Source organism: Desulfovibrio sp. TomC, from assembly GCF_000801335.2.
Lineage (GTDB): Bacteria > Desulfobacterota > Desulfovibrionia > Desulfovibrionales > Desulfovibrionaceae > Solidesulfovibrio.
Genome location: NZ_JSEH01000012.1, coordinates 45,773 through 63,374, shown reverse-complemented (window position 1 = coordinate 63,374; position 17,602 = coordinate 45,773). Strand labels below are relative to the sequence as shown.

General features: G+C 65.9%; 12 protein-coding genes. 4 read left to right on the top strand and 8 right to left on the bottom strand.

Annotated features, from left to right (window positions below; all coding sequences use genetic code 11):
• Positions 1–69: 69 nt before the first annotated feature.
• Positions 70–3,642: an ATP-binding protein gene (locus NY78_RS12890; RefSeq protein WP_043636622.1), complete on the bottom strand. Its 3,573-nt coding sequence runs from the start codon at positions 3,640–3,642 to the stop codon at positions 70–72.
• Positions 3,643–3,835: 193 nt separating this feature from the next.
• Between NY78_RS12890 and NY78_RS12885 the strand changes: the two genes are divergently transcribed.
• The gene (locus NY78_RS12885) at positions 3,836–4,681 is read left to right on the top strand and encodes a substrate-binding domain-containing protein (RefSeq protein ID WP_043636619.1); all 846 of its coding nucleotides are present in this window, start codon (positions 3,836–3,838) and stop codon (positions 4,679–4,681) included.
• A 459-nt stretch (positions 4,682–5,140) separates the two neighbouring features.
• Here the strand turns inward: NY78_RS12885 and NY78_RS12880 are convergent, their stop codons facing one another.
• The 4 genes from NY78_RS12880 to NY78_RS12865 all read right to left on the bottom strand — a co-directional run bounded on the left by NY78_RS12880 (position 5,141) and on the right by NY78_RS12865 (position 9,549).
• Positions 5,141–7,180, bottom strand: a complete 2,040-nt coding sequence (locus NY78_RS12880) for a hypothetical protein (protein ID WP_043636616.1) — start codon at positions 7,178–7,180, stop codon at positions 5,141–5,143.
• Positions 7,181–7,259: 79 nt separating this feature from the next.
• Entirely contained in the window at positions 7,260–7,649 is a 390-nt protein-coding gene (locus NY78_RS12875; RefSeq protein ID WP_043636614.1) for a cytochrome c3 family protein, read from the bottom strand.
• A 119-nt stretch (positions 7,650–7,768) separates the two neighbouring features.
• The gene (cobJ, locus tag NY78_RS12870) at positions 7,769–8,470 is read right to left on the bottom strand and encodes a precorrin-3B C(17)-methyltransferase (RefSeq protein WP_231583991.1); all 702 of its coding nucleotides are present in this window, start codon (positions 8,468–8,470) and stop codon (positions 7,769–7,771) included.
• Positions 8,471–8,514: 44 nt separating this feature from the next.
• Complete coding sequence (locus NY78_RS12865) at positions 8,515–9,549, bottom strand: cobalt-precorrin 5A hydrolase (RefSeq protein ID WP_043636608.1); 1,035 nt, start codon at positions 9,547–9,549, stop codon at positions 8,515–8,517.
• 98 nt (positions 9,550–9,647) lie between these two features.
• On the opposite strand from NY78_RS12865, the gene NY78_RS12860 reads away from it, so the two are divergent.
• A complete protein-coding gene (locus tag NY78_RS12860; RefSeq protein WP_043636605.1) occupies positions 9,648–10,082 on the top strand; it encodes a hypothetical protein in 435 nt (144 codons plus the stop codon).
• Between the two features lie 35 nt (positions 10,083–10,117).
• Here the strand turns inward: NY78_RS12860 and NY78_RS12855 are convergent, their stop codons facing one another.
• The gene (locus NY78_RS12855; protein WP_043636602.1) at positions 10,118–11,599 is read right to left on the bottom strand and encodes a sensor histidine kinase; all 1,482 of its coding nucleotides are present in this window, start codon (positions 11,597–11,599) and stop codon (positions 10,118–10,120) included.
• Positions 11,600–11,965: 366 nt separating this feature from the next.
• On the opposite strand from NY78_RS12855, the gene NY78_RS12850 reads away from it, so the two are divergent.
• On the top strand, positions 11,966–13,120 hold the full coding sequence (locus tag NY78_RS12850) for a D-alanyl-D-alanine carboxypeptidase family protein (protein ID WP_043636601.1): 1,155 nt from the start codon (positions 11,966–11,968) through the stop codon (positions 13,118–13,120).
• Positions 13,121–13,382: 262 nt separating this feature from the next.
• On the opposite strand, the gene NY78_RS12845 is transcribed toward NY78_RS12850, so the two are convergent.
• Positions 13,383–15,527 carry a protein-disulfide reductase DsbD family protein gene (locus tag NY78_RS12845; protein WP_082139997.1) on the bottom strand — a complete coding sequence of 715 codons (2,145 nt, stop codon included), beginning with the start codon at positions 15,525–15,527 and terminating at the stop codon, positions 13,383–13,385.
• A gap of 65 nt (positions 15,528–15,592) precedes the next feature.
• Positions 15,593–16,060 (bottom strand): chemotaxis protein CheX, encoded by a 468-nt coding sequence (locus NY78_RS12840; RefSeq protein WP_043636593.1) that lies wholly within the window; start codon positions 16,058–16,060, stop codon positions 15,593–15,595.
• Between the two features lie 280 nt (positions 16,061–16,340).
• Here NY78_RS12840 and NY78_RS12835 point away from each other — a divergent pair, with 280 nt between their 5' ends.
• On the top strand, positions 16,341–17,405 hold the full coding sequence (locus NY78_RS12835) for a DnaJ domain-containing protein (protein ID WP_043636830.1): 1,065 nt from the start codon (positions 16,341–16,343) through the stop codon (positions 17,403–17,405).
• Positions 17,406–17,602: the final 197 nt, after the last annotated feature.

Sequence of the window (17,602 nt, the reverse complement as noted above, 5' to 3'; positions counted from 1 at the left end):
TCTTTCCTGTGCCAGCGGCGTGGCTGGCTTGGCGTAAGGGTATATTTTTCGCAAATGCGGCTGGCGGCGTCAAGATTGTCCGACAGCAGCCAGGACGTCGGCAAAGGCGTTTCGAAGCTGGGCGGTCAGGCGCACCGCTTCGTCATAGTGTTGCTGTTTGCCGGCCCGTTCCAGTGCGGCGGCCAATTCCTGGCATAGGGCTGCGCCGATGGTGGCTGCCGCCGATTTCATGGTGTGGCCGTGCAGAGACAGCTTGGCCATGTCCCGATCCTTGAGGGCGAGGTCCGTCGCCTCCAGGCGTTTTCGTAATTCCTGCAAAGAAATAGCCAGAATGGGACTGAAGATTTCTTGATCGATGCCCAGGCGGGCCAAAGCCCAATCCGTGTCCAGTACGCCCTTGGGGCCGTCGGCCGGGACAGGGGACTGGGCCGGCGGGGCCGGCAGTTCCGTCGCCGCCGCCGGCGTGACGGGCGTGGCGGCTTCCGAAGGGGTGAGCAGGTCGATGGTCGAGGCCAGTTCGTCGAGGTTGATCGGTTTGAAGATATAGGCATTCATGCCGGCGGCGGTGCAGGCCTGGCGCACATCCTGGGAAACATGGGCGGTGACGGCCACAATGGGCACGTCGGGATCAGTTACCGGGTTCTGGGGCCTGCCGCCGGCCCGGATGAGGCGGGCGGCGGTCAGGCCGTCCATGGACGGCATCTCGATATCCATCAGCACCAGGTCGAAACGCGACTGGGCCAGCTCGGTCAAAGCCGCCTCGCCGGAGGTGGCGATGACCGCCTCATGGCCGAGTTTGGCGAGGTGAATGTTCATCAGTTTGATATTGACCGGGTTGTCCTCGGCCAGCAGCACCCGCAGGCGGCGTCGTCTGCCCGGCTGGGGGACTGGGTGGGCGGTGGTTGGCCGGCCCGGGACAAAGGGGATGGTCAGGGTGAAACAACTGCCCTTGCCCGGGGTGGAAACCACGGTAATGTCGCCTTCCATGAGATGGGCCATCTCCCGGCTGATGGCCAGCCCAAGGCCGGTGCCGCCGTAGCGGCGGGCCGTGGAATTGTCGGCCTGGCGGAAGCTTTCGAAAATAGTGTCAAACAGGGCCGGGTCGATGCCGATGCCGGTGTCGGCCACGGTGAGATGCAGCCGGGGGGGCTGTCCCGCGTCAGGCGGCGCATGGCAAAGCCGCAGGGACACGCCGCCGGCGGCGGTGAATTTGACGGCATTGCCCACAAGATTGACCAGGATCTGGCGGATTTTGCCGGGATCGCCGCGAACAAGGCGGGGGGCGCCGGCGGTGATGTCCAGGTTGAGCCACAGGTCCTTGTTCCGGGCCGAAACGCCGAGCGTCTTGACCACCGAACGGAATAGCTCGTGGAGATCGTAATCCACCAGCTCAAGGTCCATCTGGCGGGCCTCGATTTTGGAAAAGTCCAGGATGTCGTTTAAAATGCCGAGCAGGTGCTGGGCCGATTCCTGGACCGTTTCCATGTAGTCGCGTTGCTCCGGGGTCAGTGCGGTGTGCAGGGTCATGTCGGTCAGGCCCAAAATGGCGTTCATGGGCGTGCGGATTTCGTGGCTCATGCTGGCCAAAAACCGGCTTTTGGCCTGGTTGGCCCGGTCGGCTTCCTCTTTGGCGGCCCAAAGGGCCTTGAGGTTGCGCCGACGCTCCACGCCAAGGGCCAGCTGTTCGGCCACGGACAGCAGGAGTTCGGCTTCCTTCTTGCCGTACCGGCCGGCATCGGAAAAATGCATCACCGCCATGACGCCGAGCACCTCCTGGCGCACCCGGATGGGGACGCCAAGCCAGACCTCGGGGATACGGCCGCCCGGACAGGTCAGACCGGTCAGGCGCATCCCCCGCCGGGTGACAAGCAGGGGGTGGGCCGTGCGCATGACTTCGATCAAGACGCTTGTTTCCTTGAAGTCGCTGAAATTGTCGCGGGTCAGGGGGGTGAGCCGGTTGGCCAGACCCGTCAGAGGGGGCGGCTGCGGTTCGTCCTGGCTGTCGAAAAGCACATAGTCGAGGCAATCGTTGTCCCGATCGGCCAGGGCAATGGAAAATTCATGCACGTCTATGGCTTCGCCAAGGATGTTGCGAATGGTCGTAAACAGACCGTCCATGTCCTCTTCCGTGGCCACGGCACTGGAGACCCGGTACAGGATGGAGGTGGTTTTTTCGCTGTCGCGCAGTTCTTCCACGGCCAGTCTGGTCTCGGTCATGTCCCGGGCATTGATGACCACGCAACGGTGGTCGAGTCCTGCCTCGGACCAGGGCGAATACTGGATGGAGAGATAGCGGCGACCCAGGCCTTCCAACTGCAGCCAGACCTCGAAACGGACATTGTCGCCGCGCAAGCATTCGGCCATCCGCGGGGCCATGATCTCGTCGAAATACTGTTGTCCAAGAAATTCTGCGACATGGTGGCCGACAATGGCGTCCTGGCTCCGGCCATAGGCCGCCACATAGGCGTCGTTGACGAACAGATACCGGCCCTGCGGATCGACCAGGGCCACGAGGTCCGAGGAGGCGGCAATGATACGGGCATAGCGGCGCAGATCGTGTTCGGCGCTTTCCAGGGCCGAAGAATCCTGTACGAAATGCTCGTAATGCGAGAGTTCCCCGGTTGGTCCGGTTACGATCCGGACATTTCGCCGGGTGGCCAGCAAGGTGCCGTCCCGTCGCCGCACCGAGGCCTCGAAACGGTCCACCCGGCCATCCTCGGCCAACCGGAGGGCGAGCTCGTCGCGCTTGGTCGGATCGGCATAGAGCTGGTCGGCTATGTTGTGGACCATGCGCCCCAACTGGGCTGGCGAGTCATAGCCGTACAGCCGGGCCAAGGCCGTATTGGCTTCGATATAGCGGCCCTCGGGGGTGGTCAGGGCAATGCCCAGCGGGGCATTTTCGAAAACACCCTGGTAACGGCGCAGCTGCTCGGCCAGTTCGGCGCCTTCCCGGCGCAGCCGATCCATGGTTCGTTCCAGCCGGGTCGTGCGCTCGCGCACCCGTCGATCCACCAGGGCGGCTTCGGCCCGCACCATCCGCTCCAGCCGGTACGGTTCGGACACGTCGGCCAACACGCCCACGCCCCACAGGCCGTCGCGGGTGTTGCCCACCAGCTCCAGCATCAGGGACCCATGGCGCAACTCGCCGTCACGGCGACAAAAGAGCACCGCCAGCGTCTGACGGTCGCCCGGAGCGGTCAGGGCGGCCAGCGCGGCAGCCGTTGCCGCAGCCTCCTTGGGGAAGACCGTGTCGAAAAATGACTGCAACGGTTCATGCCGCTCTTTGCCGGAATAGCCAAGCAGCCGACGCAACGACCCGGCCACCCGCATTATCCCGCTGGCCGGCTGCCAGGCGAAAAATCCCTGTCGGGCGTGGGCCGCGGCCCAGTTGATGCCGGCCGCGTCAGGTGCATCCCGGTTGCCCGGGCTAAACAAAAACAACACCGCCGGCTCCACCGCCAGCGCCTGGCAAAAGGCCTCGACCACAGCCAGGGACGGAGCGGCCGCTCCTCGCTCGATCTTGTTTAAATGCTCAAGGGAAACGCCCGACTGGCCGGCCAGACCAGCCTGGGTCAGACCGCATAAGCGCCGTAAGTGCCGCAATCTGCGGCCAAAAAGAAAGTTGAAATCAGTTCGGGCCATGCGGGTTTCCAGCCAGGGAGTGTTTTGCTGGCCCGATAAAAACACGTAATCCCATTACGTGTAAAGCCCTCTATGGAGCGGGAAGGTGTTTGCTAAAAATGACATAACACTTTGATTCTAATAGATTCCATTGACTCCGGGCCAGCAAGTGTTGTTACGCTTGTACAGTACACCCCAAAAGGAGGACGCCCCCATGCGCACCATCAGCCTTCTGGTCCTGGTCCTGTGTCTGTTCGCCGCCGCCGCATTCGCCGGCCCCAACGTCGAAGAGCGTTATGGTCCCGGGCCCAAGAGCTTCACCCTGGCCACCGGCAGCCCCGGCGAGCTGGGCCTTTTGCGTCAGCTCGGCGAAGCCTACTGCGCGGCCAACCAATGCCGCCTCGACTGGATCAAGGCCGGCTCCGGACAGTCCCTTGATCTGCTCAAAGCCGGTGAAACCGACATGATCATGGTCCACGCCCCGGCCGCCGAGAAAAAAGCCCAGGCCGAAGGCTGGGCTGGCTGCGCCAGCCTCATCGGCTCCAACGAATTCTTCATCGTCGGTCCGGCCAACGACCCTGCCGGCATCGCCAAAGCCGCCTCCGCCGCCGCCGCCTACCAGAAGATAGCCAAAGCCCAGGCCAGATTCTTCTCGCGCGGCGACAACTCCGGGACCCACAAAAAAGAAATGGATACCTGGAAAGACGCCGGCATCGAACCCGCCGGCGACTGGTACATCGTCACCAAAGCCTTCATGACCGCCACCCTCAAACGCGCCAACGACGAAGGCGGCTACTTCATGACCGACAGCAGCACCTGGGCGGCCGAAAAAAACAATACGCCCAAACTGGCCGTCCTGTTCTCGGGCGATAAAAAGCTCGTCAATACCTACCACGCCCTGTGCGCCCAGAAAGACGGCAAACCCGTCTCCGACCTGGCCGCAGGCTTCATCACCTTTGTCGCCTCGCCCAAAGGCCAAGCCATCATCAATGCCTTTGGCAAAGAAACCCACGGCGAAGCCCTCTACAACGACGCCGCCTACGCCAAGAAATACGAATAAAGACTGCCGGGGCGCTGCCCCGGACCCCGCCGGGACGCTGTCCCGGACCCTGCCAGGACGCTGTCCTGGACCTGCCGGGGGGGATCATCCCCCCCGGGCCCCCTGGAAGGGGGCGCATGGTGCGGTCGGGGTAAGGCACGGATGCGGGGGCAGGAGGACGGAAAGACTGTTGGGCGCGAAAGCGCTTGGCGGCTTTGCCGCAGGTTCGCCCGGAAAGGCAGCCAACGGCGGGAAAATTCAGGTGGACAAGGGATCCATTGGAAATCCTCTGGCGAGTTGGGTGTTGGAATCGGGGGGCGCATCGCCCCCCGATTCCAACACCCATTCTCTCACGCTCACGCGAACCGGCCTTGCTGCCACCCGCCTCCCCCATTCAGGGGTCCGGGGGGGTGCCCCCCCCGGCCGCCGGAGGCATCTTCTCTTTTGTTTTCAGCTCTTCTCGACTCTTCGCAACAGAACTTACCCTTCAAACTCCTGCAACAAGGCTGCGATCTCTTCGCGGATGACGGCCGCTGCCGCCTGGGGCACGGTGCGTTCCATTGCAGCGGCCATCTCGGTGGTCAAGTCGCTGCGCAGCTTTTTGAGGGCGGCGTCGAGATCGCCGGGCGTCAGGCGGGAGTCGAGTCCCTCCAGGGCTTTTTGGGCATCGGCCTTGGCCTGGGCAGCGGTTTCGGCGGCCTTCTCCAGGTCTTTGGGGGTGGCTGCGTCGGCCAGAAGGCTGGCGCGTAGTTTTTCGGCCAGGGCGTCGGGATCAATGCGGTCTGATTCCAGGGCCTCGATGCGTCCGGCCAGGGTGTCGCCCAGGCTTTCGACGGCCTCGCGGGCGTCTTTGGCCGTTTCGTCCAAGCGGGTCTCCAGGCTGGCGGTCAACTCGTCGGTCAGGCTGGTCCGCAGTTTTTCGGCTAGGGCGTCGGGGTCGATGCGATCCGTTTCCAGGGCTTCGATGCGTCCGGCCAGGGTTTGCAGGCTGTCGCCGGTCGTTTGCAGGCGTTCGGCCAGATCGTCGCCCAGAGATTCGCGCAGGCTGTCCAGGGCTTCGGTGAGGCGTTTGGCGGTGACGAAATCGTCGGGGTCCGGCAGTTCGCGGCGCAATTCGGCGATGCGGGTTTCCATGGTCTGGGCGAAATCTTCGAACTGGGTGTGGCGTCCCTGGGACAGGGCTTCCTGGCGGGTGACGGCTTCGCGCAGGCTATCGAGGGCTGCGGTCAGCTCGTCGTTGCGGGCCGGATCGCCGGCGGCCGGCAGTTCGTCGCGCAAGGCTGTCAGGTGGTCGTCCAGAGTGGCGTGCAGTTCTTCAAGGATTCCGGCCTTGAATCCGTCCAGATCCAGAGCCGGGCTGTGGCTGGCGAGCAGGGTTTCCAGGCGAAGTGACAGGGCTCCTTCCAGCCGGGAGGCCAGGGCCACGGCCAGGGCGTCCTCGTTCGGGACTTCGGGCAGGGCGTCGAGGCGTTGGCCGAGGTCGGCGGCAGCGGTTTCCAGGGCCGCCAGACGTTGGGCCAGGGCCGCATCCGGGGCGGGCTGGACCTCGGGTTGGGCCTGGGGAGCCTTGGACGAGTCGATGAGGGTGTCGAGCGCGCCGAGGTCAATGCCGCCAACCGAAGGCCCGTTGTCGGCTCTGGCCGAGGCAGCTGCGGCCATGGCGGCCAGGGGCACGGCGGCAGCGGCCATGGCTGCGGCTGGGGCGACGGCATCGTCCGTCCCGTTCGCCATGTCTGCCATATCGGGCATGTCCGCCATGCCCGGCAGATCGACTTCAGGGGAATCGGGCAGCGCGCCAAGCAGGTCGGGCATGGCGGCATCGTCGGCATAGGGTTCGGCCAACAGGGCGTCGAGGTCGGCGTCGGACACCGCGTCGTCGTCGTCGGTGAGGACGGCGGCGATGGCTTCAGGCGTTTGCAGTTTCGGACTGTCTGCGGCAGCGCCATCCAGGGCTTCTTCGGCCGGGGCGTCGGCAGAGGATTGTTCTTCGAGGTCGCCGAAATCGAGGTCATCGAAACTGTCGGCCGTGTCTTTGGCCTTGGGCGCGTCGCCTTTGCCCAGGTCGTCGAAGCTCATGTCGGAAATATCCAGGGCGTCGTCGTCGGCACTGGCCGGGACGGCGGCCTTGGCGGGGGCGGCGGGCTTGTCCTCGTCGAAGGCGAGGATGTCCGGACTGTCGGGTGCATCGAGGCCAAGGCCGGCGAGATCCATGATGTCGTCGTCGGCGTCAGCGTCGGCGGTGGCGGCAGTGGGGGTGGCTTTGGCGTCGTCGTCCGCGATTTCGAAGCCGGCCAGATCGAACAGTTCGTCGTCGGCGTCGGCCGTGGCGTTTTGAGCCGCCGGAACGGCTTTGGCCGGCATGGGTTCGGCATCGCCGAAGAGGTCGTCGAGTTCCTGTTCGAAACTCATGTCGACGTCGTTGTCGCCGGCCGCGCTTTTGGAGTCGGTTCCCTCTTCCACGAAGTCGGTGAGGTCGATGATGTCGTCGTCGCTGTCGGGAAGGGGCTTGTCGATCGCCATGGGATACCTCGGCCGATTAGGCGTCAATGCGGGCGCGAGGCCGGGTGATAGGCACCCGGCCTCGCGTCCTTCGTGGAGTTTAGGCGCCGCCCTTCTTGGGATGGCACTCGGGGCACTTGGTGGGGCCCTTGGCTTCCTTCTTGTGGCAGCCCATGCAGCTGTTTTCGCTCTTCATGTCATGGAAGGCACGGTAGAACGATTTGTCGCTGGTTTTGTCTTTCGGGTCGGTGCTGTCATGACACCCGGCCGAGGCGCACTTCTGGGTGGCTTCGCCTTTGTGGTGGCAGACTTTGCAGTCGACCTTGGCATGGCCTTTGTGGGAGAATTTCACTTCGCCCTGGGTGGCGGCAAAGCCCTCGGGGGCCTTGATGACGCCATCAGCCGGGGCATCCACGGCCTGCACCACGGGCAGGGCCACGAAGCCCACCAACGCTGCACACATGAGACACGATAACAATGCCTTTTTCATTCCTCACACCTCCTTCCAAGAATAATTGTTCACTTAGAGGGTGTACGGCCAGCCTGGACAGGCTGTCAAGGTGTACTGGCCGGAAAAGACGGTAGATTCCGTCCTGCAGCAGTCGGAAATTACTGTCCCAGGTCGTACTTGCCGCTATAGCCGCGCGGGGTGAGGATGCGTCCGGCAGCCATGCGGCTGGCGCTGTTGCCGACAATGACGATGGTGAGCATATCGGCCCAGGCCGGGTCGGCGGCGGAAAGCGGGGTGACGCGGATGGCCTGGGCCGGGCGAAAGGCGCTTTTGACCATGCCGACGGGGGTTTCGGGGCTGCGGTGGCGGGCGGCGCAGGCCAGGGCGGCGGTCAGGTGGCCGGCGCGTTTTCGGGAGCGCGGGTTGTAGATGGCCACGACGAAATCGGCGGCAAAGGCGGCTTCCAGGCGTTGTTCGATGACCGGCCGGGGCGTGAGCAGGTCGGAGAGGCTTACGACGGCGAAATCGTGGGTGAGCGGCGCGCCGAGCAGGGCGGCTGCGGCGCAGACCGCCGGGATTCCCGGCACCACGGTAAAGGCGACATGCCCGTCCAGGCCAAGGGTGGTCAGCATTTCCAGGGCCAGTCCGGCCATGCCGTAGACTCCGGCGTCGCCGCTGGAGACGAGCACCACCCGCCGGCCTTCGGCCGCGGCTTCCAGGGCGGTGCGGCAGCGGGCCACTTCGTGGGTCATGCCGGTGGCGGCCACGGTCTTGCCGGCCAGCAGCGGCGGCGGCACAAGCTCGATATAGGCGGTGTAGCCGACCACCATGTCGGCCGCCTGCAAGGCCGTCTGGGCCATGGGAGCCAGGAGGGCAGGGTCGCCTGGGCCAAGGCCCACCACGGTCAGCGAGCCAGGGCGATGGCTGCCGTGGAAAAGCCGGTCCTTGTTTTCGGAGCCAGCAGTCTGCCTCCCCCCGTCGCCAGTATTGCCGCGGCCTCGCATACGCTGCCCACTCCCATATGTTTGGCCACCACCGCCGAGGGGTGGGGCACGCTGACGCCGGCCAGTTGGTCGGCAGTGAAAAAAAGGATGTCCAGGCCGAGGGTCCGGGCCGCTTCCAGAAGCCCGACCTCGTCGCGCTTGGCCTCGATGCTGGCCAGGGCGGCCAGGCTTCCCGGGGCCAGCCGGCGCTCCCGGCAGACATGGTCGAGCAGGGACAAAATGTCGGCGGCCGGGGTCCCCCGGCGACAGCCCACGCCGGCCGTGAGCACCCGGGGGCGCAGATACAGGCGCGTTGGCGTGTGCGGGCCGGTGCGCCAGTCCACCAGGATCAGGGGCGAGTCCGGCGCAACCTGTTCCGGGGCGGCCACCCATTCGAAATGGTTGAGCGCCTTGGCGTGCGTCACGGCAAATAGACCCAGGGGATCGAAGACGGCCACGGGTTGGCCGGCGGCCAGGGCGGCATTGATCCGGCGGGTGGCCACGGGATTGTCCAGGCCAAGGCCGAGGTCCCGGGCCAGCAGTTCGATGGCCGGGGCGCCGGCCGCGTCAGTGGCCGTGGTGACAACGGGCATGGCCCCGGTCAGGTCGGCCACGCGCCGGGCCAGATCGTTGGCGCCGCCCAGATGGCCGGAGAGCAGGCTTATCGCGAAATGGCCGGTGTCGTCCAGGCAGACCACGGCCGGATCGGACGTCTTGTCGCGGACAAACGGGGCAATGGAGCGCACGGCGATGCCGCAGGCGCAGATGAAGATGTGGGCGCGAAACCGGGCAAAGGTCCCGGCGACAAGGTCGGCAAGCGAGGCAAACGGCGCGGCCTCCGGGACGGCCAGCCGGGACAGGGCGTGGAGCCTGGACGGAAGGGCTGCGGCGAGAGTTTGGCCGAGGCGCGCCCCTTTTTCGGTGACGGCGTAGATGGCGATGTCGGGAGTGGTCATACGCAGCGCAGCCTACAGTATTTCCCCTTGGGACTAAAGAAGGGATCCTGGGGAACCGATAGGGCTTTTGATACGGAGCGAACCGACAGGAGCAGGCCATGATCGATGCGGTGGACAGCGGCGGCTACGGAGTGCTTGGGCTGTATGCGGCCCAGGCTCCGGTCGTGCCCGAAGCGCCGCCCACGCCGCCGGTCACGAGTCCCGCCGCCGAACCGGCCCGGGCGGGCCAGGCCGTCCAGCCCATCCAGAGCCAGGGCAGCGTCCCGGTGACGCCGTCCGAGCCCGGCGCGGACGGATCGGCCCTGGGCGGGCGCGACTTCGGGGACAGCGGCCAGGGCCTGGCCCGCCAGGCCGTCGTGCTGACCTCCCTGGCGGCGGCTTCGGGACCGTCCGCCGGATCGGCTGCTACCGGCCTCCAGACAGCCTCCGCCCCAACGACCGGCCGGGCGCTTCGGGCCTATGACCGGGCCGGGGCTGCGACCGCCGCCGCCAGCAGCGGGCGCACCGGCGTCATGGTGGCGGCCCGGGTGTAAACCGGGCTGGCGCTGGTCCGGCCTTGGCGTTTTTTTTATTTGAGAATGCCCGAGCGGGCGACGGCGGTTTTGTCCGTGGTCCGGGGCTTGGGGAACGACACCGTGACGGTGGTGCCTTTTTGTTCCGAGGTGGCCATGGCGATTTTGGCCCCGTGGGTCTCGGCGATGAGTTTGGCTCCGTAGGCCCCAAGGCCGGTGCCGTCTTTCTTGCCGGCAGTGGCGAATTTGCTGAAAAACCGGTCCCGCACCGGAGCCGGCACGGCCCCGGCGTTGTGCACGGCCACATCCAGGGTGCGGCCCTCGGTCAGGGCCACTGTCGCCCGCGCTCCGTTTGGCGAGGCCTCCAGGGCATTTTTGATCAGGTTGGACAGCATGGTATAGAGCAGCATTTCTTCGCCGCGCACGGCAAACGCATCCCCCTCGGCCCGGGCGCGCCCGCGCACCGTCACCTCAAGGCTCAGGTTCGTGGCCTCAATGACCCCGCGCAGCTCGCCGGCGATATTGTCCAGGATGGGGAGAATATCCACCTGCTGGGGCGAGAGTTCGTAGACCCCGCGCTCCATGCGGTAGAGATCAAGGGACTGGTTGATCATGTTGAGCATCCGGTAGCCGGCGTGCTGCATGAGGCTTAACATGTCGTTTTGCCGCTCGGTCAGGTTGCCGTCGCGGCGCAACAGTTGGGGCAGGGTGAGCACGGCGGTCAGCGGGGACTTGAGATCGTGGCGGGTCATGCGCTCGACGTCTTCGCGCAGGCGTTCGGCCTTTTTGCGATCCGTGATGTCGACGATGGTATAGCCCAGGATGTCGGCGAAGTGGGTGGCGAATTCCGAGCCTTTCTCGCTGGTGTAGCGGTCCGGGTTGGAGTCGAAAAAGCTTAGGATGCCGACGAGCTTTTGCGGGCCGAACTTGTCGCGCAGCGGGTAGATGAAGCAGGAACCCAAAAGCAGCACCTTGCGTTCGGCGCAAAAGCCCGGGCCAAAGAAGAATTCCGGTTTGGGCACGGCTTTGATGGACCCCATGAACGGTCCCGGGCCGGTGGCCTTGGGCATGAGTTCGGCCAGCCCCTTGCGCAGCTCGGCGGCCTCGGCCAGCCGGGCTCCGGGCGGTTCAAAGGGGGCGTATTCGCCGGCGTCGAGCAGCAGGCTGACGGCGCGCAGCCCGAAAAGGTCCTTGATGCGATCGAGCACGGCCGGCAGATCTTCATGGGCGCGCATGAGTTCCACGACCCGGATGGCCTTGCGAAATTTTTCAAAGGCCGTGAAGCTGCCCTCGAAGCGATCCACCACGGTCTTGAGCTTGGCCTGCAAATCCACGCATTGCTTGCGGTTGCGTTCGGTTTCCTTGCGGCTGTCAAGGAGTTCGGCCTGGGCCAGGGCCGTGGCGTTGGCCCGCATTTTGACGGTCCGGCGCAACTCGGCAATGGTTTTTTTAAACCGGTAGCTATTGTGGTCGGCAAAGGCTTCTTCCAGGGCGAGCAGGCGCTCCTGGATGTCTGGAAAATCAAGGGAATCGGCCATGGATGGGATCAGCGCCTGCCGGCGTCAAGGCGGTCGCAGGGTTTCTTACGGCACGACACAACCCCAACCAACCCCGGCACGCGGTGGGCAGGACAACCGGAAAGACGGCCACCGGCACGGCAACAGACGGCCGAAACGGGCTGGACGAGCTCAAAACGCGGCATGAAAGGCTCCCTGGTAGAAGCGAGAGGCCAGACGTCTCCCCGCTTCCTGCGGCTATCCTACGGCAAGCGCCCCCCGGGCGCAACGCCGGGAATCCGGGGTTTTGACTTTCCTTATCGGCGCGGGTAAAAGCGCAACGTCGTTTCCGGCGCAACCGCCGGCACCAAGTCTGGCCCTTTCGCCGCGCAAGGGGAATCCATCTACATGCACTACGTACTTCGCGCCATGGTCATAGCCCTCGTGGCTAGCCTGGTTTTTGTCGCCGCTCCGGTTGTGGAAAACGCCCAGGCCCTGGCCAAGGATACCGGCCGCACCGAGAAGCACCCGGCCGGGTCCGCCGCCCACAAACCGGCCAAGGCCGAAAAAGCGGCCAAGGCTCCCAAAACAGCCAAGACCGCCAAAGCGGCCAAGGCCGAAAAACCGTCCAGACACGCCAAGGCCGCCGTGGCCGAGAGCCCGGCCAAAAAGCCCCGGCGCGGCCGGAAAGCCGCCCCGCCGGTCAGCCCCGACATTGAAAACGAAGAGGGCGATATCGGGGCCTGCGCGGTCCCCACCCTCACGGTCAAATCGGCCATCCTGTGGAACATGAACACCGGGGAGGTGCTCTACGAGCAAAATCCCGACGTGCAGATCCCGCCGGCCTCCCTGACCAAGGTGCTGACCCTGTACATCCTCTTTGACGCCATCCGCCAGGGCAGGCTTCGGCCCTGGGACGTCATCGAGGTGTCCGGACGGGCCGCGACCCAGGGCGGGTCCAACATGCATCTGCGCAGCGGCGAACAGGTCAAGATCACGGACCTGATCCAGGGTATTGCCGTGGCCTCGGCCAACGACGCCTGTATGGCCATTGCCGACAACCTGGAAAACGGCAATGCCGAGGCGTTCGTGGCCCTTATGAACGACACGGCCAAGCGTCTGGGCATGACCAATTCCGTGTTCCACAATCCCAACGGCCTGCCGGCCGAAGGGCAGGTGACCACGGCCCGGGACATGCTCAAATTGGCCGCGGCCTATCTGGAGCAGTTCCCCAAGGCGCTGACCATCCATTCCATGCAGTATTTCACCCACAACAACCGCCAGCGGCATAACGCCAATTCGCTCCTGGGCCGGTACGAAGGCGCGGACGGACTCAAAACCGGGTTTGTGTGCGCCTCGGGCTACAACATCGTGGCCACGGCCAAACGCGGCGACACCCGGTTGATCGCCGTGGTCTTGGGCTCGCGCAATCCCCGCGTGCGGGAGCGCGAGACGATCAAGCTGCTGGATAAGGGCTTTAAGATGGTCCACGCCAAGAAAACGACCGCTCCGACGCCTGTGGCGGCGATCGGCCCGGCCGGCGGGGTCCCGGCCCACCCATAGGGCCGGCCCGGTTGGCCCAGGCCGCACGCAGGCGGCTGGTGGATGATTTTTTGAGGGGAGCGCCCAGGGCGCTCCCCTTTTTTTCGCATCACGCGGAGGAACGAACCATGGGCGCTGTCGACATCGAACCCGAGGATCTGCCGCAGCGCGCCCCTAGCGCGGCTGTTTCTGCCATGCTGGTGTCGGGGCGGGGCCGGACGGCCGCTCACGGGGGTTACGCCGTCCTGGGCAATGAGGAACAGACAGGCTTGACAAAGCGGTTTTAATCGGCCGGAAGGCCGGCCGGTTGGGCGTAGGGCCGGCTGAAGGCTTCGTCCATGGCCTGCTCGAACTGGCCGGCTGTGAAGAGATCGCGCAGGACAAGCGGGGCATTGGCCTCGTCGCCAGCCGGGAAAAAGGCGGCCACCGGAATGGACTGGCTGCCCAGGGCGCGCAAAAGCGCCATGGCCGACGGGGTCTGCCGGGTGAGATCCACCTTCATGAACACGGCCTTGTGGCGCGTGCCCCACTGGGCCACCCGGGCCGGGGTGAGGACCGTGCGTTCCAGAAGCTTGCAGGTCGGGCACCAGTCGGCCGTGAAATCCAGGACCAGATTGTCCCGGCCCAGGCGCTCGGCAAAGGTCTCAGGCGTGTAGGCCACCCACTCGGCCTCGACCGGCGGGGTGAAGGTCAGGGCAAAAGCCAGACCGCCGCCGGCAACGGCCAGGGCCGCCACGCCCATGATCGCGCCGCGCAGGGCGCTCTGGGCCAGATGCATCCGGCCAAAGAGCGTGGCGGCCAGGGCCATGGCCCAGAAAGCGGCCAAAGTGGGCAGGATGCGCCCCGGCGGCAGGAGCGCCAGGAAATACAGGCAGGTGGCCGCCAGCACAAAGGCCATAGCCCGCTCCAGGCTCTGCATCCAGGCGCCGGGGCGGGGCAAAAGCCGCACCAGCCGCGGCCAGATGGCCAGGACGGCGTAAGGCGAGGCCATACCCAGGCCGATGGCGGTGAAGACCGTCATGATGACGTGCTGGGGTTGCAGCAGGGTCCAGGCCAGCACCCCGCCCAGAAACGGTCCGCTGCACGGGGTGGCCAGCAAAGTGGTCAGGGCTCCGGTCAAGAAAGCGCCGCGCCGGGTGTGCCCCCGGGTGCCGGAAGAGATCTTCAGATCCACCACCGGCAGGTGGAAGACGCCAAAAAGACTCAGCGACAGGGCAAAAAGCACCACAGCCACCACAATGGCCAGCCCTGGCGACTGGAACATCTCGCCCCAGGCCAGACCGAACGCCCCGAGGATGAGGCTTAAAAGCAGAAAATAGACCACGATGCCCAGGGCAAAAAAGAAATTATGCTCACGCAGGATGCGCCGGCGCTCGAGCTTGCCCTCCTCGCCACTGATGGCCAGCAAGCCCGAGAGCTTGAGGCTCACCACCGGCAGCACGCAGGGCATGAAATTGAGGATGAATCCGGCGGCAAAGGCCAGCATGGCGGCCTTGAGCAGCCCGGAAACCTCCAGGGCCGGGGTAAACGAGCGCGGGGTCAGGCTGGGGGTGGCCGGCTGCGCGGGCGATGCAGCGGCCGGGGTCGCGGGCACGGCCGCAACCGGAGGGTGGAGCAGGGAGGCCGGCAGGGACGGATCGGGACAGGCGGTCAGGGGCGAGGCCAGGGCCGCGTTTCGCAGGGCCAGGAAAAGCGGCCACCAGGGCTGGGTTTCGGCCTGGGGCAGATCGACGACGGCCAGCTCAGCCAGGGGCAGCGACACGGCCAGGGTCGAGGGCCAGCAGCTGGTGTCGGAACAGGAAAACACCCGGATTTCGCCGCTAAGGACCGGGGCGCTGCGGGCCTGGTCGGAGAGCGGCACGAAAATGGGGGTGCGGCCTTCGTAAATCAGGACGGTTTTTTCAGGCTCCAGCGGGTCCGGGGTGGGGATGCCCGGAGGAAACAGGGCCGGGGCCTGGATGTCGCCGGCGGTCAGGTTGGCCCGGGCCGATTGGCCGGACTCGGCCGGACCCACGGCATAGGCGTGCCAGCCCGGGGCGGAAACCAGGGTCACCACCGCCAGGATCTGGCCCGAGGGGTCGCCCTTGGGCAGACGGAACAGGGCGGGTTCCAGCCGGGCCGGCAATTGTTGGGCTGCGGCTGCGGCAACGGGTTCCGGGGCAGCCGGCGTTGCGGCCGGCTGGGAGATCGCCTGGGCAGCGGGCAGGCCGGCTGGTCCGGCCGTGGCTGCTGCCGGGACCGCCGCAACCGTCCGGAGGTCGGGCCTGTCGGTCGTCGGGGGCTGGGCGCCGGCCAGAGACAGGCCGTCGAGGCACAGGATCGACAGGACCAGGGCGGCCAGCAGCAGGCCGTTACAGGCTGGCCGGAAGCGACGGGCGCGGGGCCGGGGGGGGAAGCGGTCGCAATCCGCAAGGCGTGTTGGTGCCATGGCGGCGATCCCTGGCGCGGTCCCGGGCGGTCGCATGCCCCGGGATCGGCTGGCGGCGCGGCGGATCACTCGAAGCAGAACTCCAGAGTGAAATCCCCATACTCGGTGGAAAACGGGATGGCCACCACAGGGCCGGAGGTGATGTGGCTGATGGTGTGATTGTCGCCGAAAATGACCGTGGGCGTGGACGAGGACAGATTGAGGCCAAGCTGGCTGAGGCCTGCCCGGGCCTGGCCGGAAATCATGTTGGTGATTTCACCGACGGCGTCTTTGGCATCCTGGATGATATCGGCAATATCGTCGCCGAGCATGTTCTTGACGACGGCAATGGCACATTTCTTGGAGAAGCTGATGGAGATGCTGCCGTTGCGGTCGCCCGTCAGGCCAACGACGGCGGAAACGTCGCCAGCAGCGGCTGACGCTTTTTTGACGTACGGTTTGCCCGGTTTGGGATCCAGCTGGGCCATCATGGTCAGGACATGCCTGGTGGCATCGACAAAGGGCTTGGCAACTTCAGCATCGGTCGGTTTCATGGGCGTCCTCGGGTTGCCTGCCGGGTATGGCGGGCGTGTCAACGAATCAACGTATCGCGCCGCACACTACATCAAAACCTCCAGCTCTGTCACTAGGGGCCTGTACAGGCTTTTGCAGCCGGAAATACGCCTTGCCACAGCGGTGCGTATTGCGTAGGAATAGTAAGGGAAGGTGCTGTTTTGTTACGAGAAAAATCTGCAATACCAGCGCGTTGCAGGGGTTTTGGCCCTGCCGGCGAAAAGACTCCCGATCCTGCCCGGGGCGCGGGGGAAGGCGTTCATGCCTAGGCACGCCCAGGGGCAAAGCGGCTATGGGGCCAAAGCCGGGAGCGGCGTGGCCGACTGGCAGGCCCTGGAAGTGCAGCTCACCCGGACGCGCGTGCTGTTGCAGGAAATTCTCGTCCATCTGCAGGAAGTCCTTAAAAATTTGCGCACGGCCCGAAATGGCTCCACCGCATCCGCCGGTCGGGCTGAGGCCGCCGGCGCCCGTTTCACCACTGCCCGCGACTCCCGTTTTCGCAGCCAGCCGCCCCCTCCTCCGCCGCCGCCGGGCGGAGCGGACCGCTTTTCCCGCACCCAGGCCCAGGGAGCGGCCGGACCCTCGGCCGGGACCTTCGAGCGCAACCGCTTCAAGGCGCGCCCCCACGCCGAGGCCAAAGGGCCGGCCGCCGGGGCGTCTTCGGCCGGCAGCGCCCAGGCCTCGGCCGCAGGACAACAGCGCCCTGGAGCCGGTCAGGCCGCTGCCGGCGAGGACAGGACCCGCGCCAGCCACACCGGATCGGCCCGGCCCGGCCAATCCACCTTCCGCGCCCATGCCGGCGTCCACCGGGAACGCCCGCGCCCGGAATCGACCTTCCGGGCCAGGACGGCCGGTCCTGAAGCCGACGCCGGTTCCCGCAGCACCGGACAGCAGCGGACAACCGCCGGCGGGAGCAATGGCACGGCTGCCGGAGCCGCCGGCCGGACCGGGACGACCGCCGGGGCAACCGGCAGCGCCCGGGGAGCCTCGCAACAAGGCCAGCAGGCCGCCGGAGCTTCGCGGCCCCATGCCCGGCCACGTCCCGAACGTGCGGCCGATGGATTTCGCCCTGACCGCGACCGCCAATACCGCGCCCGGGAGATGGCCCGCAAAAACGGCATGAATCTCAAGTGCGCCTACGATATCCTGTGCCTGGATTATCCCTGCTCCGTGGATGAGATCAAAAACGCCTACCGTCACATGGCCCGGATGCACCACCCCGATCTTGGCGGCGACGAAGAAGCCATGAAAGACGTCAACGTGGCCTATGAACTGGCCATGCGCTTCTCCGCCGGCCGCCGCACCGCCACCGCCTGGGCTGTGTAAAAGGCTTGATTTTGGGAGGGGGAATGCCTCCGGCGGCCGGGGTGTCGCGTGCGAGAAGAATAAAGAATGCCTCCGGCGGCCGGGGGGATGATCCCCCCGGACCCCTGCACAGGGAAAAGCTTATTTTTACCGAAGCCTCTTGCGTTATCCCCTTGTCGCATTTGTGTGTGATGCGCGGCTGGGGGGTGCGCTCTGGT

Coding starts and splice junctions, on each gene's coding strand:
- NY78_RS12860 (WP_043636605.1), top strand. CDS start 9,648: ATGATCGATGCGGTGGACAGCGGCGGCTACGGAGTGCTTGGGCTGTAT.
- NY78_RS12855 (WP_043636602.1), bottom strand. CDS start 11,599: ATGGCCGATTCCCTTGATTTTCCAGACATCCAGGAGCGCCTGCTCGCC.
- NY78_RS12840 (WP_043636593.1), bottom strand. CDS start 16,060: ATGAAACCGACCGATGCTGAAGTTGCCAAGCCCTTTGTCGATGCCACC.
- NY78_RS12890 (WP_043636622.1), bottom strand. CDS start 3,642: ATGGCCCGAACTGATTTCAACTTTCTTTTTGGCCGCAGATTGCGGCAC.
- NY78_RS12850 (WP_043636601.1), top strand. CDS start 11,966: ATGCACTACGTACTTCGCGCCATGGTCATAGCCCTCGTGGCTAGCCTG.
- NY78_RS12875 (WP_043636614.1), bottom strand. CDS start 7,649: ATGAAAAAGGCATTGTTATCGTGTCTCATGTGTGCAGCGTTGGTGGGC.
- NY78_RS12835 (WP_043636830.1), top strand. CDS start 16,341: ATGCCTAGGCACGCCCAGGGGCAAAGCGGCTATGGGGCCAAAGCCGGG.
- NY78_RS12865 (WP_043636608.1), bottom strand. CDS start 9,549: ATGACCACTCCCGACATCGCCATCTACGCCGTCACCGAAAAAGGGGCG.
- cobJ (WP_231583991.1), bottom strand. CDS start 8,470: ATGGCCCAGACGGCCTTGCAGGCGGCCGACATGGTGGTCGGCTACACC.
- NY78_RS12845 (WP_082139997.1), bottom strand. CDS start 15,527: ATGGCACCAACACGCCTTGCGGATTGCGACCGCTTCCCCCCCCGGCCC.
- NY78_RS12885 (WP_043636619.1), top strand. CDS start 3,836: ATGCGCACCATCAGCCTTCTGGTCCTGGTCCTGTGTCTGTTCGCCGCC.
- NY78_RS12880 (WP_043636616.1), bottom strand. CDS start 7,180: ATGGCGATCGACAAGCCCCTTCCCGACAGCGACGACGACATCATCGAC.